The sequence below is a fragment of the Nonlabens ulvanivorans genome, assembly GCF_000732625.1.
In the GTDB taxonomy this organism is placed as follows: domain Bacteria; phylum Bacteroidota; class Bacteroidia; order Flavobacteriales; family Flavobacteriaceae; genus Nonlabens; species Nonlabens ulvanivorans.
In genome coordinates, this window is sequence record NZ_JPJI01000026.1 from 32,581 (window position 1) to 52,311 (window position 19,731).

The window sequence follows — 19,731 nt, forward strand, 5'->3', positions numbered from 1 at the left end:
TTTAGTACATAACTACCTAGCGAAATCAATCGTTAGACCAGTTGCCTTTATGAAGACCAACCACTAACCAATGATCAAATTCTTTAGAAAAATCAGATTGAAACTACTTTCCGAAGGTAAAACCGGAAAGTATTTTAAATATGCCATCGGCGAAATTGTTCTTGTCGTGATTGGAATTTTGATTGCATTATCTATTAATAATTGGAACCAGTACAGCAATGACCGTGAAAAAGAAGTTGCCATACTAAAAGAACTTAAAAAAGAATTTGAAGAGAACTCCATTAGGTATAAAGAAACAATAGAAGCACAAACATTTACGATTAAGTCTAATCAATCATTTATGGATTGCTTAGAAAAGAAAAATTTAAATTATAAAAGAGACTCTATAGGTTATTTTATAATGTATGGTCCACTTAACTACTATAAAGCAGAACCGGTCATAGGAGCCTATCAATCCATTAACGCGAGTGGAAATATAAGTCTCATTCAAAATTCAGAATTAAAATCCAAGTTAGCTGCATTTGACTCTGAAATATCCCAAGGCTTTGAAGATGAATCAAGTTCCATGAGTCTTTTGAATTTACTACATGTTGAAGTTAGTCCTATACTCGAACCATTATTGACTACAGAAATCAGAGAGCGAGTAGGATTAAAACAACCTCAAAATATGGATGTAGAATATCAAAATAATGCGCTTTTAAAATTATATGAAAACCAAAATATTTTGAGCCTTGTCTTAATAAGAAGTCAAATGGAAAATAATAGACTCATGCTACAGAGGAAGATGCTGACTTATACAGATGAAATTATAGAATTAATAAATAATGAATTGAATACTAAAAACTAATATCAGTATAGCAAAGAACAGTGATTAAAAACAACGCTGCACCTTAGTAAATTTGAATGGAAACATACCGCTAATGTCATACAAAGACATGAGCAGCAGGCTAAAAAATCAAACCTTATGAATAACAGAATTAACGGATACACAGAATCGAAATTCCAACATTTAATTTTTATCGCAACTATTTTAATGATGGTAGTCACTATTTCATGCAAAGAAGCATCTCAACCAATCCAAACTACTGACAGTGAAAAAAACACAGCAAGTGATTTAATCACAAAAATAAATGCTGTTCAAGAACAAATAATGGTACAAGGCAATATATCAGAAGATGAAGAACAGGCTTTATTGAGTTTATGTAGCATAGTATCTAAAGATGATGGTATGGCCGTCTATACTTCTGACGATAGTATCATATTAAAAGATGTAGAAATGGCGCCAGTTTATGATGGTTGTGAAAATCTCCCTATAGAAGAAACAAAAGCATGTTTTGATCATAAAATATCGGCTTTTGTAAAGCGAGAATTCAACTTGAGTATCTCTAAAGATTTAAATCTCACTACGCCTAAAAAGGTAGAAGCTTTCTTTATCATCGATGAAAATGGTGATGTAACTGGCATGAAAGTTAGAGACTCTGAAGTTAATATTCAGGCAGAAATCTTAAGAGTGCTTAGAAAAATTCCTGTGATGGAACCTGCAACCCAAAATGGGAATAGTGTTTCTGTATTATGTTCGATAGTCATCACCTATGGAAACGATATTGATGTGGTTGTTACCTATATTCCTGAAAGACCCAACTAAACTTTTAAATATCATCTAATTAGAAAAGCTGCTACTGAAACACATAGAACTTATCACGCTGCCTCATTTTTAATTGGAAATCTTACTATTCTGGGTTTCTAGTATAAATAGGTTGATTGCTTCATCTTTCTTTATGTGAATTTTAAGACCTCAGCATTGTTGTTGTGCTAGCACTTTACTAAGTCACTGTAAAGAAGTAACTGTGATTACGCTTTCGCGAAAGCGAAATAATTAAAACAAAAAAACCACTGCTCTCACAGTGGTTTTTTCTATATCTGATGTTATATCAATATTATAAAATACTGATTCCTTTTACGTTTACAAATTCTTTAATACCAAAGCCGCCATGTTCTCTACCATAACCAGAATCTTTCACTCCACCAAATGGCATATCTACCTGAGCTAGTCCAAAAGAGTTGATGAACACCATTCCTGTATCAAAATGATTTTGTGCTAATTCAACGGCTTTATCTTCATCTTTAGAGAAGATTCCACCACCTAGTCCAAAAGGACTGTCATTTGCAATGCGCATGGCATCGTCTTGATCCTTTGCTTTTATTAAAGACGCAACTGGTCCAAATAGCTCGTCATCATAAGCCGGCTGTCCTGGCATTACATTGCCTAATACGGTAGATGGATAATAATAACCATCACCATCTGGTATTTCTCCACCGCACAATACCTCAGCGCCGTTTTCTATACTTTCTTGTACTTGATTATGAATTTTTTCTCTCAAGTCTTTTCTAGCCATAGGTCCTAATTGTGAATTTTCATCCATAGGATCTCCATGTTTGATATTACTCATGCGCTCTACAAAGCCTTTTTTGAATTCTTCATAAACAGCATCGACGACTATAAATCTTTTTGCAGCGATACAGGTCTCACCATTATTATAGATACGACCACGTGTACAAGTTTTTACAGCTAGTTCAATATCTGCATCTTCAAGCACGATATAAGCATCATTACTACCTAGTTCTAATACGGTCTTTTTAATATTTTTACCTGCTTGCTCACCGATCTTGCTTCCACCACTTGAACTACCTGTAAAAGTAACACCACGTACTAATTCGTGCTCTATTACTTTCTCACTGACATCATGATCGATAATCAATACTTTGAATAGATCTTTAGGTAATCCAGCTTCTTCATAAATCTCTTTTAGTTTTAAGGCACTACCCGTTACATTTCCAGCATGCTTTAATAAAATACCATTACCGGCCATCAGGTTTACAATCGAATATCGTACCACTTGATATGCTGGGTAATTCCATGGTTGTATACCATAAATAACACCTATCGGGTCATAAGAGACAATTCCTTTTCCGCCATTTTGCAACTCCTTTTCTTCATTTGCCAATTCTTTTGCTCCAGTTGCAGCGGTATATTCACAAATACCGGCACACAGATCTAATTCTTGTTTACCATGTTTGAAGAGTTTCCCCATTTCTTCTGTCATCAATTGCGCAAATTCTTCTTGATGCTCTTTAAACTTCTCTCCTATTTTCTTTATAATTTTACCTCTTTCTTCAATAGGTGTCGCTTTCCAGTTTTTAAAAGCTTTATGGCAATTCTCTACAGCTTGCAAGGTTTGCTCTTCAGTCATTAAATCATATGACTTGATATCTTTTCCGGTTGCTGGGTTTATGGTTGTGATTTTATCGCTCATTGTTTTTTTATTTAAATATAGAGCTGCACAATAAGCTTTCCCGTTAAATAAATGAGAATAGTCACTATATGAGCGATAAATTAACGAGCTATTATAGGTCTATTAACAACTTAACCTATTAATCGTTAAAATTAAAGTGATTTAAATATTGAAACACTAAAAGCGATATCACATATTATTGAAGTATTTGCTTGAGCTCTTGTCGATATTTACTAGCACTTTTACCAGTGAACTCTTTAAATATTTTATTGAAGTGTGAGAAGTTATTAAATCCACAATCAAAACAGATATCGGTTATACTAAGTTGTGTTTCTGACAATAGCTTTGTAGCATGCACCACCCTATACTCATTTACAATTTTAGTAAACGTTTTACCAGATGTCTTTTTAAAATAGCGACAAAAAGCCGGCACGGTCATACTGACCTGACTAGCAATTTCCTCTAATGGTATGTGGTTTTGAAAATTTTGATTGATGTACTTATAAATGATTTCGGTCTTAGAATTGTCTTGCAATTCAGTCTCAAACGTAAAACTCTCTGCATTTAAGATTTCATAATCATCAGTAATGGCTAGTTCATTTAATATATCTAGCAATAATAATGTTCTAGCAAATCCTTTCAACTCGTGTAGCTTATGAATTTGTTCTCCTAACTGCTCTTGTGTTTGTTGTTTAAAAAGCAAACCGTTCTTTGCTCTTTCAAATAGGTGTTTAATCGATTCCATCTCTGGAACATTAAAAAAGCCGTCCCCTAAAAAATTAGGTAAGAACTGCACTAGTAATTCAGATCCATGGTTAGGTCTATCTGTATATCCTATATGTGGTAACATAGAACCTATCAATAACAATTGACTGTCATTATAATAGGACATGTGGTTTCCTATATGGCGTTTTCCTTGACCTTCATTAACGTATACTAATTCAATCTCGGGATGAAAATGCCAGAAAGGTTTTAGTTCACTACGTTCTGTTGTACTTTTTTGAACAAAAATAGAATTCCCAAAATCTGGATTAACTTTCTTTAAAGTGGGCTTTTTAAGTAACATATGACTTCTATTTAACAACACAAAGGTCGGGCTAAATCTCTTAATTATATGTTATTTTAATACGAAAACGTTATAGTTTAACCTATAGAGTTAATATAGCATATAACATAGTCAAATCTGTTGTTTTCTAAGCATGCATAGCACTTTAAATTTGTCATGTAAATCATCATTAAAATATAAAAAGATGAAAACAATGAAAAATTTATTAATTATAGCCCTTATGTTAACGACTTTAACAAGCTATGCGACGAAATTGACAAACACTGTACCTGCAACAAATGTAACTACCGTACAGTTTAACAATGTGAAGAAAGGTCATTTACTGACTATTAAAGATGCGACAGAGGCAACTCTTTATAGCGAGACGATACAATTAAGTGGTAATTATAAACAGCAGTTTGATTTAACCTCTCTAGAAAATGGAACTTATAGAATTGAGCTAGATAAAGACAGCCAGGTATTAAGTCAACAATTTAATGTTAACAATGGTATGGTAACTTTCTCAACAGAGAATGTGTTCTATAAACCTATTGCAATGCAAAAAAACAATCAAATTCTAATATCACAATTAGCTTCTAGCGATGAAGTATTAGATGTACAGATTTACTATAATGACAGTTTAATCCATGAAGATGAGATATCAGACGCTGCGGTGTTGAATAGAATTTACCAATTATCTTCTGATAAAAAAGGTGAATACTTCATTGTAATGAAATCTGCTGGGAAGACCTTTTACAAGTCTATCACGATTTAAATCGTTTCATAATTTATGAAAGGGCTGCTTTAATAGGCAGCCTTTTTTTATGGCCTATATTCTGTGATATCTATTTATTACATTTACTTCAAATCGTAATAGCATTTTAAGTAAAAGACAAAAATCATTCAATATCATTCTCCTCATTCTTGCTGGAGAAGCAAATTTTATTCTACCCTTTGTACTAGCTCGCATCTTTAGACCTACGGTACTAGACCTATTTGAACTTAGTAATTTAGAATTAGGAGCTTGTTTTTCAGTTTATGGCATCGTGGCTTTTATCTCATACCTATTGGGCGGTAGCCTGGCAGATAAGTTTCAACCACGCTACTTAATGGCTTTCTCTTTATTTCTAACAGCGTTAGGTGGAATATACATGTCTACATATCCGTCATATTTAGGACTAAGCATTCTTTATGGTTACTGGGGTTTTACGACTATATTCCTCTTCTGGGCAGCAATGATTAAAGCGACCAGAGTTTGGGGTGGACAACACCGACAAGGTATCGCCTTTGGACTACTGGATGGTGGTCGTGGTTTAGTTTCGTTTGCCTTTGGATGGTTAGGTATTCTTATTTTTTCAATACTATTAGTAAATGAGATCGAAGTTTCTAGCTTACTAGAACGTAAAGAAGCATATCGATACGTCGTTCTTATTTGTTCTATCATCATCACTTTAATAGGCGTACTATTGATCATCGTATTAAAAGATAATCCCAATCAGCAAACTAGTAGTCCAAGAATAATATCTACCCGTCAGGTCTTCAACAATTATCTTAAAGTACTTCAATTACCATCAGTTTGGTTATTGATGATTATTATACTGTGTGCTTATACTGGTTATAAAATCACAGATATTTATTCTCAATATGCTAATGAAGTCATGGGATATAATGAAACAGATGCTGCCGCTATAGGTAGTAATTTACTGGGCATACGTATCATCATCGGTATCATCATAGGACTACTGGCAGACAAAACTCGATCTTCATTAATGATGATCATCAGCTTTGCAATTACCATCATAGGAGCGTTAATATTTGCATTAGGTTTTATAGAGGCTCATACCACGATTCTTTTTGGTTTTACAATAATAACAGTTGCTACAGGAGTATATGCTTTTAGAACGCTGTACTTCTCTGCCATACAAGAAGGAAAAATACCTATGGCCGTTACCGGTACTGCGGTAGGACTTATATCATTAGTAGGGTATACGCCAGATATATTTATGGGTCCGGCAATGGGAATACTATTAGACGATTCACCTGGCGCGCTAGGTTTTCAAAAGGTGTTTCTAATGCTTGCTATATTTGCTTTAGTAGGATTAATAGCCGCATATCTTTTTCATCGTTTAAATACTAAGCAACTACCGCAAGATCTGTAATGATTCCGCTTTCGCGAAAGCGGAAACAAAAAAAGCAGCCTTCTCAGACTGCTTTTTGAAATATGAAATCAACTTACATTATCTAGGATTCAATATTAAATCAACTCGAGCTAACAAATCTTCATAATGGTATTTATTGACCTGATTAGATGCTGAATTTCTCTTACTGCGTAGGGTAGATTGTAAGGTGTTTAATTCACCTCTTACTAATGCTCTAACATCACTTTGTGGGATATTATAAGAACTACGAGTAGAGTTTTCTGTCATAAGGTAAGCTAGTCGATCGATATAAACTCTTTGTAGATTTCTCTTATAGATATCTGTAGTAGATTTTGAAAAGATTCCTTTTCTAACATCTTGAAGCATTTCTAGTGCCGTGTAATAATTAGTATCTACAGTTTCAGAATTAATTAATCTACCGATGCGATCAAAGCTCAATAAACTATTTAATTGACGAGCCTGTATCGATCTTAACCTTTCAAAGTAACCTTGAGGCGCTATATTTTGAACGATATTTTTATCAACTAGCCAGCTAGGTGTATCAAAGACATTATCTATAACCCATTGAACAGATTCTTTTTGGGTCTTTTTATCTACCGTACTATAAACAGTTCCAGACTGTGATGGCTTTTTAAGATCTTCATTAACGCCACCTACATTAGTCACTACATGACCAGCATATCTAGAATACACGCCTAGTAACTCACCATACAATTCTTGTAAATCGTCATAATTGTCTGTTTGATTAGACGTCCATGAAGATAAATTTTGCGCTACGTATTTCAAGTTTTTCATTCCATAAGTACTCGCTTTAATAGGATCGTTACCTATCGCTTCTGTTTGAGATTGTGGATCAAAACGGCTGCTCTGACGACCAAACTTATATGTAGGATCACCAGCTTTTTCCATGATCCAACTATTTAAAGTAGCCACTTCATCTTCTGGAGATGCAGCATCAGGAATCACACGATAACCCCAATTAGTTGCATAATGATCATAAGGTCCCATCTGACGTACAAACCTGATATTCTCATCACCAGGTTGTGCGATATAGTTATAACGAGCATAATCCATTAAACTAGCCGCGATACCGTTTTCTTGAGTAAAGGCACCGTTTCTATAATCCTCTACATCATATGCATAACTAGCAGCCATATTGTGAGGAAAACCTAATGCGTGTCCTACTTCATGAGCGATTACTTGGCGCATCATTTCACCCATTTCTTCTGTATCTGTATCTAAAGTACGAGCACTAGGATTAGCTGCTCCAGTTTCTAATAGATATCTGTTTCTATAAGATCTTAAGTGATTGTGATACCAGATGATATCACTTTCAATAATCTCTCCACTACGTGGATCACTTACAGATGGTCCTACGGCGTTACGTGTTGTACTAGCTACATATCTCACTACAGAGTATCTAATATCTTCTGGGCTAAACTCTGGATCTTCCTCTGGTGTAGGCGCATCTCTCGCGATAATCGCATTTTTAAATCCTGCGGTTTCAAAAGGCTTTTGCCAGTCCTCAATACCTTGTTTGATGTATTCTTTTAGGTTTTCTGGTGTACCTGGATCTAGATAATAGATGATAGGCTTTATAGGTTCTACTAATTCTCCTCTCGCATAAGCTTCTGGATCTTTAGGCTCTAATCTCCATCGACGTATATAGGTTTTCTCATCTGCTTTTAACGCTTTACTAGAATAGTCAATTTGATCTACCGTAAAAAACCCTACTCTAGGATCAAATAATCTAGGTTGCATAGGGACTTCTGGTAACAGAATCATCGACTGATTTACCTGCATACTTATAGAACCTACAGAACTGTTAGATGGTGGCTCTGACGCTGTAAAAGTAAAATCTTGTTTTACTTCTATATTCTCTGGAAATGACTTTACAGAATTGATAAAGCTGCGGTTCTTATCTAAGCTTCTCACCTTATACTGCTTTCTTAATCGAGAACTTAATCCACTTATGGAGGGAACATCAGTACTTAAAAATTTAGTCACATTGATCACTACGGCAGTAGAATCTGCACTGAAAGTTTCTATATCAAACGCATACATGATAGGCTCATAATTGTTAACCTTTACAGAATTTCCTATCGCTGCTGTAGAATCCAATGCTACCTCACTATAGGACTTTACCTTAAGTAAGATCTTATTTTGAAAACGTTCCCATGCAACTACTTGTTGATTTGTTTTACTACCAGCATTCATGTATCCACCACCTAGATTAGATGGTATTTGTGCAATACGTGTCACCCATAACATATCTTTTTCAAGCATGTCGTTAGGGATCTCATAGAAAAAATCGTCTTCTACTTGATGTGTTTTAAACAATCCATCATCGGTTATCGCATCAGTAGTAATGACCTTACTGTAGGATTTGAATTTTGGTTTTTTCTTGCTGGTTTTTTCTGATTCAGTTTTTGCAGCAACTGCCTTTTGTGCTGTCTTACAAGATGTAGAGAACGCAAAAAGGAACATCATTGCTATGAGTAAGCCTGATTTTTTCATGTGATTATGATAAAGTAAAATTTAGGACTACAAAATATATCATCTTACTGTTCTTATCATAAATGCTATGAAAACGTTAACAAACATTAACAAATTCAAAAATCTGTTATTACAATCCCATACCTTTAAAACTCAAATCTATCATCGATGAATTATAGACACTTCCTTTTCATATTATTACCTACACTTTTCATCTCTTCTTGCCATAATGCTCAAGATTTAACGATAGAAGATGAGCGTTTTCATATCAAGGTGATTGACCTTAATAATCAAAATCTAGAGTTATACTGGTTAAATAATAAAGGGGAAAAGATTGAAACCTTTAATAATCTTAAAAATCATCTCGACCAGAATGGAGATAGCCTTATCTATGCCATGAATGCTGGGATGTATCTTAAAGACCACTCACCGCAAGGCCTTTATATAGAAAATGGAATTATTCATAAACAAATAGATACTACCACTACTGGATATGGTAATTTCTACTTGCAGCCCAATGGCATTTTTTACCTAACTAAAGACGGAACAGCAAAGGTGACATCAACACAAGATCTTACCGACTTGAGTAATATTAAATATGCGACACAATCTGGTCCCATGCTAGTTATAGATGGAATGATTCATCCCGCTTTTAATAAAGGTTCTAAGAACGTTCATATACGCAATGCAGTGGGCATTTTACCAGATGGACGTTTATTGCTAGTCATTTCTCGAGAAAAGATAAACTTCTATGATTTAGCTACTTTTTACTTACAGCATGGCTGTAATAATGCCTTATATCTGGATGGCTTTGTTTCTCGCATCTATGATCCTGCAAACGGCATTGAGCAAATGGATGGAAGATTTGGGGTAATGATAGGTGTGAAAAATTAATGTTTTTAAAGTAATGAAAAGTATTTCGGTTACGCTTTCGCGAAAGCGTCAAAAAACCTAACAATCTGCTCTTAAAACCATTGTCTTTTAAAAAGAGAAGTGTAACTTTACTATATGACAGAACTAGAAATTCTAGAAGAGAATAAACGCATCGCGCAAGGCTATAAAGACTTACTTAAAATAAGTTATCAAACGCTTACAGACGAAGATAAAAAGCTGATTAGAAAGGCTTTTGACATTGCTGTTGAAGCGCATGCACCACAACGTCGCAAATCTGGAGAAGCTTATATTTTTCATCCTATTGCAGTGGCAAAAATTGTGGCAAAACAAATAGGTCTAGACGCCAGTGCAATAGCCGCTGCCCTTTTACACGATGTGGTGGAAGATACAGAGTACACGCTAGATGATATTGAAAGACTATTCGGTATTACCATCGCAAAAATAGTAGATGGCCTAACAAAGATTGCACACCTTAAAAAAGATGCAGACATCTCTCAACAAGCAGAGAATTTCCGTAAAATGTTACTAACTCTTAATGAAGACATTAGGGTTATTATTATTAAAATAGCTGACCGCTTGCACAATATGCAAACTATGGACAGTATGCCTGATTATAAACAGGTGAAAATTGCAAGTGAAACCTTGTATATCTATGCTCCTATCGCTCACAGATTAGGACTTTATAATATTAAGACAGAACTAGAAGATCTAGGATTAAAATATACAGAACCTGATGTTTTTAATGACATACAGAAATCTATAAAGGAATCAAAAGAAGAGCAAGATCAGTTTATTGAAGACTTTGCTGCTATTATAGACGACTCTTTAGAAAAGGAAGGACTAGAATATACCATTAAAGGTAGACCTAAATCTGTTTTCTCTATACGTCGCAAGATGTTAAAGCAAAACGTATCTTTTGATGAAGTCTATGATAAATTTGCTGTGCGTATTGTTTTCCGTAGCGATAGAGCAAATGAGAAGTTTCTCGCCTGGAAGATTTATTCTATAGTGACAGATCATTTTAGGCCTAATCCTGTGCGATTGCGAGACTGGATCAGTAGTCCTAAGTCTACTGGTTATGAAGCATTACACATTACAGTGATGGGACCAGATGGACGCTGGGTTGAGGTGCAAATACGTAGTGAACGTATGCACGAAATTGCCGAAAAAGGGTATGCCGCGCATTATAAATATAAACAAGGTAATCAAGAAGATGGACTAGATGTCTGGTTGAATAGATTGCAAGACGCTCTAGAAAATGCAGATTCAAGTGCGATTGATTTTGTAGAAGAATTTAAACTTAATTTATATAGCAAAGAGATTTTTGTTTTTACTCCAAAGGGTGAATTAAAATCTTTACCTAAAGGTGCTACACCATTAGATTTTGCTTTTAGTATCCATACAGAGGTCGGACTTAAAACTCGTGGTGCGAGAGTAAATGGTAAATTAGTACCATTATCACATGAATTAAATAGTGGTGATCAAGTCGATATTATTACATCAGAGAATCAAAAACCTACTAAAAACTGGCTGGATTATGCCACTACTGCTCGAGCGAGGCAAAAAATTAAATCTGCTCTAAAGGATGATCAAAAAGACATCGCTCTAGAAGGTAAAGCAGTTCTTAATAGAAAATTGCGATCACTAAAGATTCCATTAGACGAGAAGTCTATTAATCAAATGGTTAACTTCTTTAAGTTAAAAACGAGTCATGATTTATTTTATCGTGTAGGTTTAGGTACCATAGATAATAAGATGATTAAAGAATATGCTAACAGTCGCAGTAATGCATTGTATTCTTTTATCAAAAATAAAATAAGAAAGCCTAAGGAGAATCCTGATATTCATAAAGAAGAGGTTACAGAAAATTATGACCAGTTAGTTTTTGGGAAAGATCAACAAAAACTAGATTACTCTTTTTCAAAGTGTTGTAATCCATTGCCGGGCGATTCTGTCTTTGGATTCATAACTGTCACAGACGGAATTAAGGTTCATAAAAATAATTGTCCTAATGCTATTAGTATGCAAAGTAAATTTGCATATCGTATTATGAGCGCAAAATGGATCGATTCTAGTCAACAAGAGTATCGTGCAGACGTAATACTCACAGGAATTGATCGCATGGGATTAGTTCAAGAAGTGACCAGAGTTATTTCTGAGAATATGCACGTAAATATTAGAAACATTAGTTTTACAAGTAATGATGGTATTTTTAAAGGAGAAATCACTGTTGTGGTTCCCCATAAAAATATGCTCATAAGATTAATGGAAAATTTAAATAAGCTTAACGGGATTGATAAAGTCACGAGAGTATAAAAAATATGAGTAAAATTATTAACAGTCTAGAGAACGAACAGGAAATAGTGAAGAATGTATTCACTCAGTTTCTTACCGATAATAAGCATCGCAAGACACCTGAACGTTATGCCATTTTGAATGAAATTTATGCTAGTGAAGACCATTTTGATGTGGAGTCATTATACATAAAAATGAAGAATCAAAACTATCGTGTAAGTCGCGCCACGCTTTATAATACTATAGAATTATTATTAGCCAGCGGTCTGGTAAGAAGACATCAATTTGGTCAAAATCAATCACATTATGAAAAGTCATTTTTTGATAAACAACATGATCATGTAATCCTTACAGATACCGGTGAAGTTATCGAATTTTGTGATCCGAGAATAGAGTCAATAAAAAAGACTATTGAAGAGATTTTTAATGTTACAATTACCAATCATTCTTTATATTTTTACGGCCTTAAAAACACAACTGAAAAACAAGACTAATGGCAGTAGATTTATTGCTCGGCCTTCAATGGGGCGATGAGGGAAAAGGAAAAATAGTAGATGTATTAACTGCAGACTATGATATCATCGCGAGATTTCAAGGTGGACCTAACGCAGGACACACTCTAGAATTTGATGGTATTAAACATGTTTTAAGAACGATTCCTTCTGGGATTTTTCATGACAAAGCTATCAATGTTATAGGTAATGGAGTTGTTATCGATCCGGTAGTTTTTGTTCAAGAACTAGATGGGCTAGAACAATTTAAAATAGATTATAAGAGTAAATTGATCATTTCAAGAAAAGCTCATATCATTTTACCGACACATCGTTTACTAGACGCTGCATCTGAAACATCTAAAGGTAAAGCAAAAATAGGCTCGACTCTCAAAGGTATAGGACCTACTTATATGGATAAAACAGGCCGTAATGGTTTGCGTATAGGTGATCTAGAACAGGATAACTGGAAGGAAAAGTATCGTAATCTAGCAAATAAGCATGAAGCATTAATAGGTTTTCATGATGTTCAAATTCAATACGACCTTGCCGAGTTAGAGAAGGAATTCTTTACAGCAGTAGAGCGATTAAAAGAATTAACATTCATCGACTCTGAAGAATATTTCCAAAACGCACAACGCAATGGAAAAACAATACTTGCAGAAGGTGCTCAAGGTTCTTTGTTAGATATTGACTTTGGTACATATCCATTTGTAACTTCTTCTAATACCACAGCTGCTGGTGCCTGTACTGGACTAGGTGTTGCACCTAACCAAATAGGTGAAGTTTACGGAATTTTTAAAGCTTACACTACTCGTGTAGGTAGTGGACCATTCCCTACTGAGTTGTTTGATGAGGTAGGTGCCGAAATGGCTAAAGTAGGTCATGAATTTGGTGCGGTTACAGGTAGACCACGTCGTTGTGGATGGCTAGACCTTATTGCTCTCAAATACACTTGTCAGATCAATGGCGTTACACAATTAATGATGATGAAAGGCGATGTACTGTCTGGATTTGATAGTTTACAGGTTTGTACTGGTTATGAATATAAAGGAGAAACCATCCATCATTTACCATATAATATCGAGGCCGAAAATGTAACTCCTATCTATACTGAATTTCCTTGTTGGAAAGAGGATTTAACAAAAATGACTGATCCTTCTCAATTCCCTGCAGAATTAAATGAGTACATCGACTTCCTTGAAAAAGAATTAGAAATTCCTATCAAAGTGGTAAGTGTAGGTCCAGATAGAACACAGACTATCCATAGATAATTTTTAAAAAGCCTCTTTGAGGCTTTTTTTTGATACCATTAAAAAATCAAGCTTTGAAAAAATATATCGCTACAGCAATTAAAGGAATCCTTATGGGCGCAGCAGATGTTGTGCCAGGTGTTTCTGGTGGTACTATCGCTTTTATCACTGGTATTTATGAAGAACTCATAAAAACTATTGATGGATTAGATATAGGTGTTTTAAAATCATTTTTTAAAATAGGTATAGCTGCTACTTTTAAAAATTATAACCTAGGTTTCTTACTATCATTGATTACTGGAATCGCAATCAGTATTCTAAGTTTATCTAAGTTAATTACTTATTTATTAGGAGCACATCCTATTCTAGTTTGGTCCTTTTTCTTTGGATTAGTACTTGCTAGTATTTTATATATAGCAAAACAAATTACTCATTGGAATGTCACAGCCATCACCATAATGGTAATAGGTGCTGCCCTATCCTACTGGATCACCGTTGCTGAGCCTGTTGCCTCTCCAGAAAGCTGGTGGTATTTATTATTTTCTGGCTTTATCGCTATTATTGCTATGATTCTGCCAGGAGTTTCCGGTGCTTTTTTACTACTCCTACTGGGTAGTTATGAAACGGTTTTAAGTTCTATCACAGGATTTACAGAAGCAATACTTGCCGGCAATTGGAGTGTTGCATGGGATTACTTTACTAACTTATTAATGGTAGCGATAGGCGCAATCTTAGGGATTAAACTATTTTCTAGAGCGCTGACCTGGCTGTTTGAAAATCATAAAAACTTAACTCTGGCATTGCTTACAGGATTTATGATAGGTTCTCTCAATAAATTATGGCCATGGAAAATGATTCTGAAAACTAGAATCAATTCACACGGCGAGGAAGTTCCATTTCTAGAAAAAAGTATTTTACCACAAAATTTTTCTGGTGACGCTCTTATTTTATATGCTGCAATACTAATGGTTATAGGATTTTTGCTTATACTTATATTAGAAAAAGTAGCTCATAAAAAAACCGACTAGTGCGACAACCTACCCGCAGTTTCAGCGATAAATTCTACTTAGTTTTAAAAGGTATTGCTATGGGAACCGCAAATAAGGTTCCTGGAGTAAGCGGTGGCGTTGTGGCATATGTAGCTGGATTTTATGAAGAGTTCATATATTCTTTTCAAAAGCTCAACCTTAAGGCACTTAAACTATTATTTAACGGTAGGTTTAAAACGTTCTATGAATATATTAATGGTCGTTTTTTATCCTTAATTATTCTAGGAGAAGTCCTCAGCTACTTTACCGTAAGTAAAGGATTTGATGTACTTATTAAGAATTATCCCATACTGGTCTGGTCTGCATTTTTCGGGATGATTTTAGGCTCTGTATATTACATTTCGAGAGGTTACGATGCCTGGACACGCAAGAATATTATGATTCTAGCCATAGGTACCGCCATAGGTGTTGGAACCTCATTACTAGATCCCGCAACAGATAATACTAACTTATTCTTTGTCTTTTTCTGTGGTATGGTAAGTATTTCAGGGATGACCTTACCAGGTCTGAGTGGCAGCTTTATACTTATCCTGTTAGGCAATTATGTATTACTATTAGTAGATAGTATAAATGCTTTCTTTGATACCATGGTCGCTGTTGTTCAATGGGATTTCTCGTGGTGGAATGATCCCATTCACATGGATTTACTAGCCATATTAGGCGTTTTTCTATTAGGATCTTTTGTAGGGCTTATTAGCTTATCACACCTATTAGGCTGGACCTTTAAACATTATCGCAACGAGACTAATGCGATGATTATCGGTTTTATAACGGGATCTTTGGGCGTGGTATGGCCATGGAAAAAAGAAATTTATACCACAGACATCGCTGGAAATTATATGACAGACGCGAGTGGGAATCCTATACTAGAAAATTACAGTCGTTACTGGCCAGACTTAACAGCATTACATACATGGCTAGCAATAGGGCTTATATTTGCTGGTTTCTTAATCGTATATCTTATTGATAAATATGGACAACAAGCAAATCCCGCATAGCGTTTTTGGTCTTATAGGCCAGAGATTGGACTACAGTTTTTCAAAAGCTTATTTTACAGAAAAATTTGAGAAACTGGGATTAGAAGATCATGAATACCGCAATTTTGAGATTGCAACTGAGGCTGATTTATTACGCTTTCGCGAAAGCGTGACCTACAACCCTATCACTAAAACCACCAACGGTAAAAACGAGATTATACGTGGACTTAATGTCACAATTCCATATAAGGAATCGATGCTTAAAATCTGCGATCAACTGACACCTGAAGCTCAAGCTATAGGCGCTGTAAATACCGTTGTAATAGAAGACAATAAATGGATAGGCCATAATACTGATGTCTATGGATTTGCAAAAAGTCTAGAACCGTTTTTACCTATTACACAAAATGCTTTAATCCTAGGCACAGGTGGTGCATCAAAGGCGATTTCTTATACATTAGATGCTCTTAAAGTTCCGCATTTATTTGTCTCTCGCAATCCACAAGGTGAGTATAGTATTCCCTATGAAAAGATCGATGGCGATGTTCTTAAAATTATCTCACTAATTATAAACTCTACGCCTGTTGGAACATTTCCTGATGTGGAAGACAAGCCTAATTTACCATACGACCATTTGAACAAAAATCATATTTTATATGATCTCGTCTACAATCCTAGTAACACTATGTTCATGAAAATGGGAAAGGTAAAAGGTGCTCGAGTAACTAATGGTTATCAGATGCTGGTTCACCAAGCAGAGAAGTCTTGGGAATTGTGGAATGACTAATCCTGTAGAATGATTGCCATATCTAGTGATTCTCTTTATCTTGCACTCCTTTAAATCTATTATATGGATACGAATGACAACCTGCACAACGATGCAGACGGAAATTTAGAAAACGTGAATAACACTGACCAGAACACACAAGACATGCCAGAAAAGGACATGAATACAGACCCTTCAACTGCTGTAGAAGAAACCAAAGTTACTCCTCAAGAGAATGTAACTAGTGAAGAAACTACAGAAACACCTGTTGCCGCTGTAAAAGAAGAAGAAAGCACGAGTGATAATGATGACGAAAGTGATGATCATGCTGAAGATGTAGATGCTCAAACTTTACCTGATACAGACTATAATACATTAGAAATGCCAGCTCTAGTAGCATCTCTAAGACAATTGATACAGGACTTTCCTATCAACACGATTAAAACTCACGTAGACGATATTAAAAAAGCTTTTGAATCAAAAGATCAAGATGCTGAAAAAGAAGCTCGTGAAGAATTCGTAAAAGCAAATCCTGCTACAGAAGAAGCACCTGCACCAGAATTTGAATACAATAATCCTATAAGTAAAGAATTTAACGATTTACATAGCTTATATCGCAAGCAACGAGGTGAGTTTCAACGCCAGCAGCGCAAGGAACAAGAAGACAATCTTGAGAAGAGAAAAAACATCATTGAGTCTATTAAGAACTTAATTGATGAAGAAGAAAATATAGGGACTACTTTTAAAAAGTTTAATGCTTTACAGCAAGCGTGGAAAGATACTGGTAAAATACCTCATGATGCTTATAACATTGTATGGAATGATTACCGCCTGCACACTCAAAACTTCTATGACTATATAGACCTTAGTAAAGAATTACGTGATAAAGATTTTGAGCGCAATTTAGATTTTCATAATAAAATTATTACTCGTGCCGAAGAGCTGGGTAATGAACCAGACATCCATAAAGCATTGCGTGAATTACAAGAGTTACATCGTATGTGGAAAGAAGATGCTGGACCAGTTGCCAAAGAACATAGGGATCCTATCTGGGATAAATTTAGCGCAGCTACTAAAGTGATACATGATAAGAGACAAGCTTATTATGAAGAACGTGATAAACTAGCCGAGAAAAACCAGACGATTAAACAAAATATAATCGCTGAAATCAAGAAGATTACTGCAGCTGGAGCAAAGAATCATAAAGGATGGCAAGATCGTTTAGAGGAAGTTAATGCCCTTAAAGAATTATTTACACAAACTGGACCAGCTACAAAGGCTTTAAACAACCACTTGTGGGAACAGTTCAGAGTTGTCGGACGTGAGTTTAACCATGCCAAAAACGCGTTCTATAAAGATCTTAAAAAAGATCAACAAGATAATCTGGATAAGAAAATGAAACTTATTGAGATTGCAGAGCAACATCTGGCTGGTGATGATTTTAACGGTTCTTTACCTGTGATGAAGCGTATTCAGAGCGAATGGAAAGAGATCGGTCATGTACCTAGAAAGGTAAGTGATAAAATATGGAAGCGTTTCCAGGCAGCTTGTAATGGCTTCTTTGATAAGAAAAATGCACAAAAGAAAGAAGAAAACGCTGAGGAAGCAGCAAACTTTGAAGCAAAGATGAAAGTCTATGATGCGTTAAAAGAAATGTTGCCACAAGATGATCAAGAGGCCATGAAAGCTGATGTTGAAAAACACATGGCAGATTGGGCAGCAATAGGTCGCGTTCCTTATTCAAAACGTCATATCCAAGATAAGTTTGACAAACTATTACAGGCTAAATTAAAAGCAGCTGGAATGAGCGCTGTAGATGCAGAAATGCTTAAATATCAATCTAAACTTTCTAGTTTAGAATCTGGAGATGCTCGTGATTTTACTAACGAACGTTTTTACTTGAGAAAACGTCGTGATGAGATTCAGGATGAAAAAAGGCAGCTAGAGAACAACATGCAGTTTATCAATACTAAGGATGATAAAAACCCTTTTGTAATACAATTGAAAAAGAACACTACGGCTTTAGATAAAGAATTAGACTTAATAAAAGAGAAGCAAAAGCAACTTAATATTCTAGAACGTCAGATGAAAAAAGCAGAGGAAGAAGCATCAACAGATGATGAATCTTCAGAGGCTACAGAATAGTTCAATTCTTTTTATTACCATAACTTTAAAGCACCAGTCTATTCTGGTGCTTTTTTATTTTTGTTGTTCACTAAACTAGTTGTTTATGTTTAAATTTTTAAAACGTCTTTTTGAAACACCATCAGGTGACTATGGATCCTTAATGGATAGTCGCGATCCAGAGGTACACCTATCTCAAACGACCATCAATACAATAGTCGAAGCTTTGAGACCTATCCTATTACCTGCTATGATAATTGAGCAATCAGTCGTAGAAAATGATAAATTACCACAATTGCCCGCGGGCAGCATATGGCCTACCAATAAAAAAGATAAACCTTTACATTATCAAGGCACTATTTCTTCAAATGAATTTAAGGTTGTAATATTTCAACATGAAGATGGCTTAAAAAAAGATCATACCAATCTGCAATACTTCTATTTCAAAAAAAATCAATGGTATGAATTAGAGGAATTATCACCTACTGATTCAAATCTGGTTTCTGATCAACGCTATAAGCAGTCTAACATCAATTCTCTTCCTATCTGGGAAGAAATTATTCATCGTTATCCTGAAATTCATAAATTAATAGTTAAACTGGCGCCTAATCATCCTTGGACACTATACAAAAGGGCTAAAAAAATTCTTTGTGATAAAAAGATAACTCAACAAATAAATGGCTATCCACAATGGATGATTAATGATATAGATTTCAGAAAAATAAAAGAATTAACGTTCTTATTTCAAATAGAAGACCTTAACCATACCGTTGTGCATTATTATTTCACAGATGGAAAAGAAATTCAACAATTTATACAAAGGCAATAGCTATTGAACAATGAGATAAGTTAAATATTTCTAATCATCAGAAAGCTTTACCTCATCAAC

At 35.0% G+C, this 19,731-nt stretch carries 16 protein-coding genes; 13 read left to right on the forward strand and 3 right to left on the reverse strand.

Features of this window, described 5'->3' with window-relative positions:
- Positions 1–97 precede the first annotated feature (97 nt).
- Together IL45_RS14700 and IL45_RS03945 are read left to right on the forward strand one after the other, a co-directional pair.
- Positions 98–847 carry a DUF6090 family protein gene (locus tag IL45_RS14700; RefSeq protein ID WP_170062951.1) on the forward strand — a complete coding sequence of 250 codons (750 nt, stop codon included), beginning with the start codon at positions 98–100 and terminating at the stop codon, positions 845–847.
- Between the two features lie 117 nt (positions 848–964).
- Positions 965–1,645, forward strand: a complete 681-nt coding sequence (locus tag IL45_RS03945; RefSeq protein WP_051788638.1) for a hypothetical protein — start codon at positions 965–967, stop codon at positions 1,643–1,645.
- 292 nt (positions 1,646–1,937) lie between these two features.
- Here the strand turns inward: IL45_RS03945 and IL45_RS03950 are convergent, their stop codons facing one another.
- Both IL45_RS03950 and IL45_RS03955 read right to left on the reverse strand, forming a co-directional pair.
- Positions 1,938–3,314 (reverse strand): NAD-dependent succinate-semialdehyde dehydrogenase, encoded by a 1,377-nt coding sequence (locus tag IL45_RS03950; protein ID WP_036580616.1) that lies wholly within the window; start codon positions 3,312–3,314, stop codon positions 1,938–1,940.
- A gap of 175 nt (positions 3,315–3,489) precedes the next feature.
- Complete coding sequence (locus IL45_RS03955) at positions 3,490–4,359, reverse strand: helix-turn-helix domain-containing protein (protein ID WP_036580618.1); 870 nt, start codon at positions 4,357–4,359, stop codon at positions 3,490–3,492.
- Between the two features lie 193 nt (positions 4,360–4,552).
- On the opposite strand from IL45_RS03955, the gene IL45_RS03960 reads away from it, so the two are divergent.
- Positions 4,553–5,113 (forward strand): DUF3244 domain-containing protein, encoded by a 561-nt coding sequence (locus tag IL45_RS03960; RefSeq protein WP_160165384.1) that lies wholly within the window; start codon positions 4,553–4,555, stop codon positions 5,111–5,113.
- A gap of 193 nt (positions 5,114–5,306) precedes the next feature.
- Entirely contained in the window at positions 5,307–6,497 is a 1,191-nt protein-coding gene (locus tag IL45_RS03965) for an MFS transporter (RefSeq protein ID WP_316930404.1), read from the forward strand.
- A gap of 78 nt (positions 6,498–6,575) precedes the next feature.
- Here the strand turns inward: IL45_RS03965 and IL45_RS03970 are convergent, their stop codons facing one another.
- Positions 6,576–9,014 (reverse strand): zinc-dependent metalloprotease, encoded by a 2,439-nt coding sequence (locus IL45_RS03970; protein WP_036580625.1) that lies wholly within the window; start codon positions 9,012–9,014, stop codon positions 6,576–6,578.
- 147 nt (positions 9,015–9,161) lie between these two features.
- On the opposite strand from IL45_RS03970, the gene IL45_RS03975 reads away from it, so the two are divergent.
- The 9 genes from IL45_RS03975 (at position 9,162) to IL45_RS04015 (ending at position 19,671) form a co-directional block, all read left to right on the forward strand.
- Positions 9,162–9,887, forward strand: coding sequence for a phosphodiester glycosidase family protein (locus IL45_RS03975; RefSeq protein WP_036580627.1), 726 nt, complete (start codon positions 9,162–9,164; stop codon positions 9,885–9,887).
- A gap of 114 nt (positions 9,888–10,001) precedes the next feature.
- On the forward strand, positions 10,002–12,203 hold the full coding sequence (locus IL45_RS03980; RefSeq protein WP_036580629.1) for a RelA/SpoT family protein: 2,202 nt from the start codon (positions 10,002–10,004) through the stop codon (positions 12,201–12,203).
- A gap of 5 nt (positions 12,204–12,208) precedes the next feature.
- A complete protein-coding gene (locus IL45_RS03985; RefSeq protein WP_036580631.1) occupies positions 12,209–12,676 on the forward strand; it encodes a Fur family transcriptional regulator in 468 nt (155 codons plus the stop codon).
- On the forward strand, positions 12,676–13,947 hold the full coding sequence (locus IL45_RS03990) for an adenylosuccinate synthase (protein ID WP_036580632.1): 1,272 nt from the start codon (positions 12,676–12,678) through the stop codon (positions 13,945–13,947). The genes IL45_RS03985 and IL45_RS03990 overlap by 1 nt, the downstream gene beginning before the upstream one ends.
- A gap of 53 nt (positions 13,948–14,000) precedes the next feature.
- Positions 14,001–14,954 carry a DUF368 domain-containing protein gene (locus IL45_RS03995; protein ID WP_036581992.1) on the forward strand — a complete coding sequence of 318 codons (954 nt, stop codon included), beginning with the start codon at positions 14,001–14,003 and terminating at the stop codon, positions 14,952–14,954.
- A complete protein-coding gene (locus IL45_RS04000) occupies positions 14,954–15,973 on the forward strand; it encodes a DUF368 domain-containing protein (RefSeq protein ID WP_036580634.1) in 1,020 nt (339 codons plus the stop codon). The genes IL45_RS03995 and IL45_RS04000 overlap by 1 nt, the downstream gene beginning before the upstream one ends.
- Entirely contained in the window at positions 15,948–16,739 is a 792-nt protein-coding gene (locus IL45_RS04005) for a shikimate dehydrogenase family protein (RefSeq protein WP_036580636.1), read from the forward strand. Before IL45_RS04000 ends, IL45_RS04005 begins: the two co-directional genes overlap by 26 nt.
- 63 nt (positions 16,740–16,802) lie before the next feature.
- The gene (locus IL45_RS04010) at positions 16,803–18,863 is read left to right on the forward strand and encodes a DUF349 domain-containing protein (protein ID WP_200875682.1); all 2,061 of its coding nucleotides are present in this window, start codon (positions 16,803–16,805) and stop codon (positions 18,861–18,863) included.
- An 85-nt stretch (positions 18,864–18,948) separates the two neighbouring features.
- Positions 18,949–19,671 (forward strand): hypothetical protein, encoded by a 723-nt coding sequence (locus IL45_RS04015; protein WP_036580638.1) that lies wholly within the window; start codon positions 18,949–18,951, stop codon positions 19,669–19,671.
- Positions 19,672–19,731 lie beyond the last annotated feature (60 nt).

Excerpts from the sequence above, each read along its gene's own strand:
- IL45_RS03945 (WP_051788638.1), top strand. The coding sequence starts at position 965 with ATGAATAACAGAATTAACGGATACACAGAATCGAAATTCCAACATTTA.
- IL45_RS03950 (WP_036580616.1), bottom strand. The coding sequence starts at position 3,314 with ATGAGCGATAAAATCACAACCATAAACCCAGCAACCGGAAAAGATATC.
- IL45_RS03955 (WP_036580618.1), bottom strand. The coding sequence starts at position 4,359 with ATGTTACTTAAAAAGCCCACTTTAAAGAAAGTTAATCCAGATTTTGGG.
- IL45_RS03960 (WP_160165384.1), top strand. The coding sequence starts at position 4,553 with ATGAAAAATTTATTAATTATAGCCCTTATGTTAACGACTTTAACAAGC.
- IL45_RS03970 (WP_036580625.1), bottom strand. The coding sequence starts at position 9,014 with ATGAAAAAATCAGGCTTACTCATAGCAATGATGTTCCTTTTTGCGTTC.
- IL45_RS03975 (WP_036580627.1), top strand. The coding sequence starts at position 9,162 with ATGAATTATAGACACTTCCTTTTCATATTATTACCTACACTTTTCATC.
- IL45_RS03980 (WP_036580629.1), top strand. The coding sequence starts at position 10,002 with ATGACAGAACTAGAAATTCTAGAAGAGAATAAACGCATCGCGCAAGGC.
- IL45_RS03985 (WP_036580631.1), top strand. The coding sequence starts at position 12,209 with ATGAGTAAAATTATTAACAGTCTAGAGAACGAACAGGAAATAGTGAAG.
- IL45_RS03990 (WP_036580632.1), top strand. The coding sequence starts at position 12,676 with ATGGCAGTAGATTTATTGCTCGGCCTTCAATGGGGCGATGAGGGAAAA.
- IL45_RS04005 (WP_036580636.1), top strand. The coding sequence starts at position 15,948 with ATGGACAACAAGCAAATCCCGCATAGCGTTTTTGGTCTTATAGGCCAG.
- IL45_RS04010 (WP_200875682.1), top strand. The coding sequence starts at position 16,803 with ATGGATACGAATGACAACCTGCACAACGATGCAGACGGAAATTTAGAA.
- IL45_RS04015 (WP_036580638.1), top strand. The coding sequence starts at position 18,949 with ATGTTTAAATTTTTAAAACGTCTTTTTGAAACACCATCAGGTGACTAT.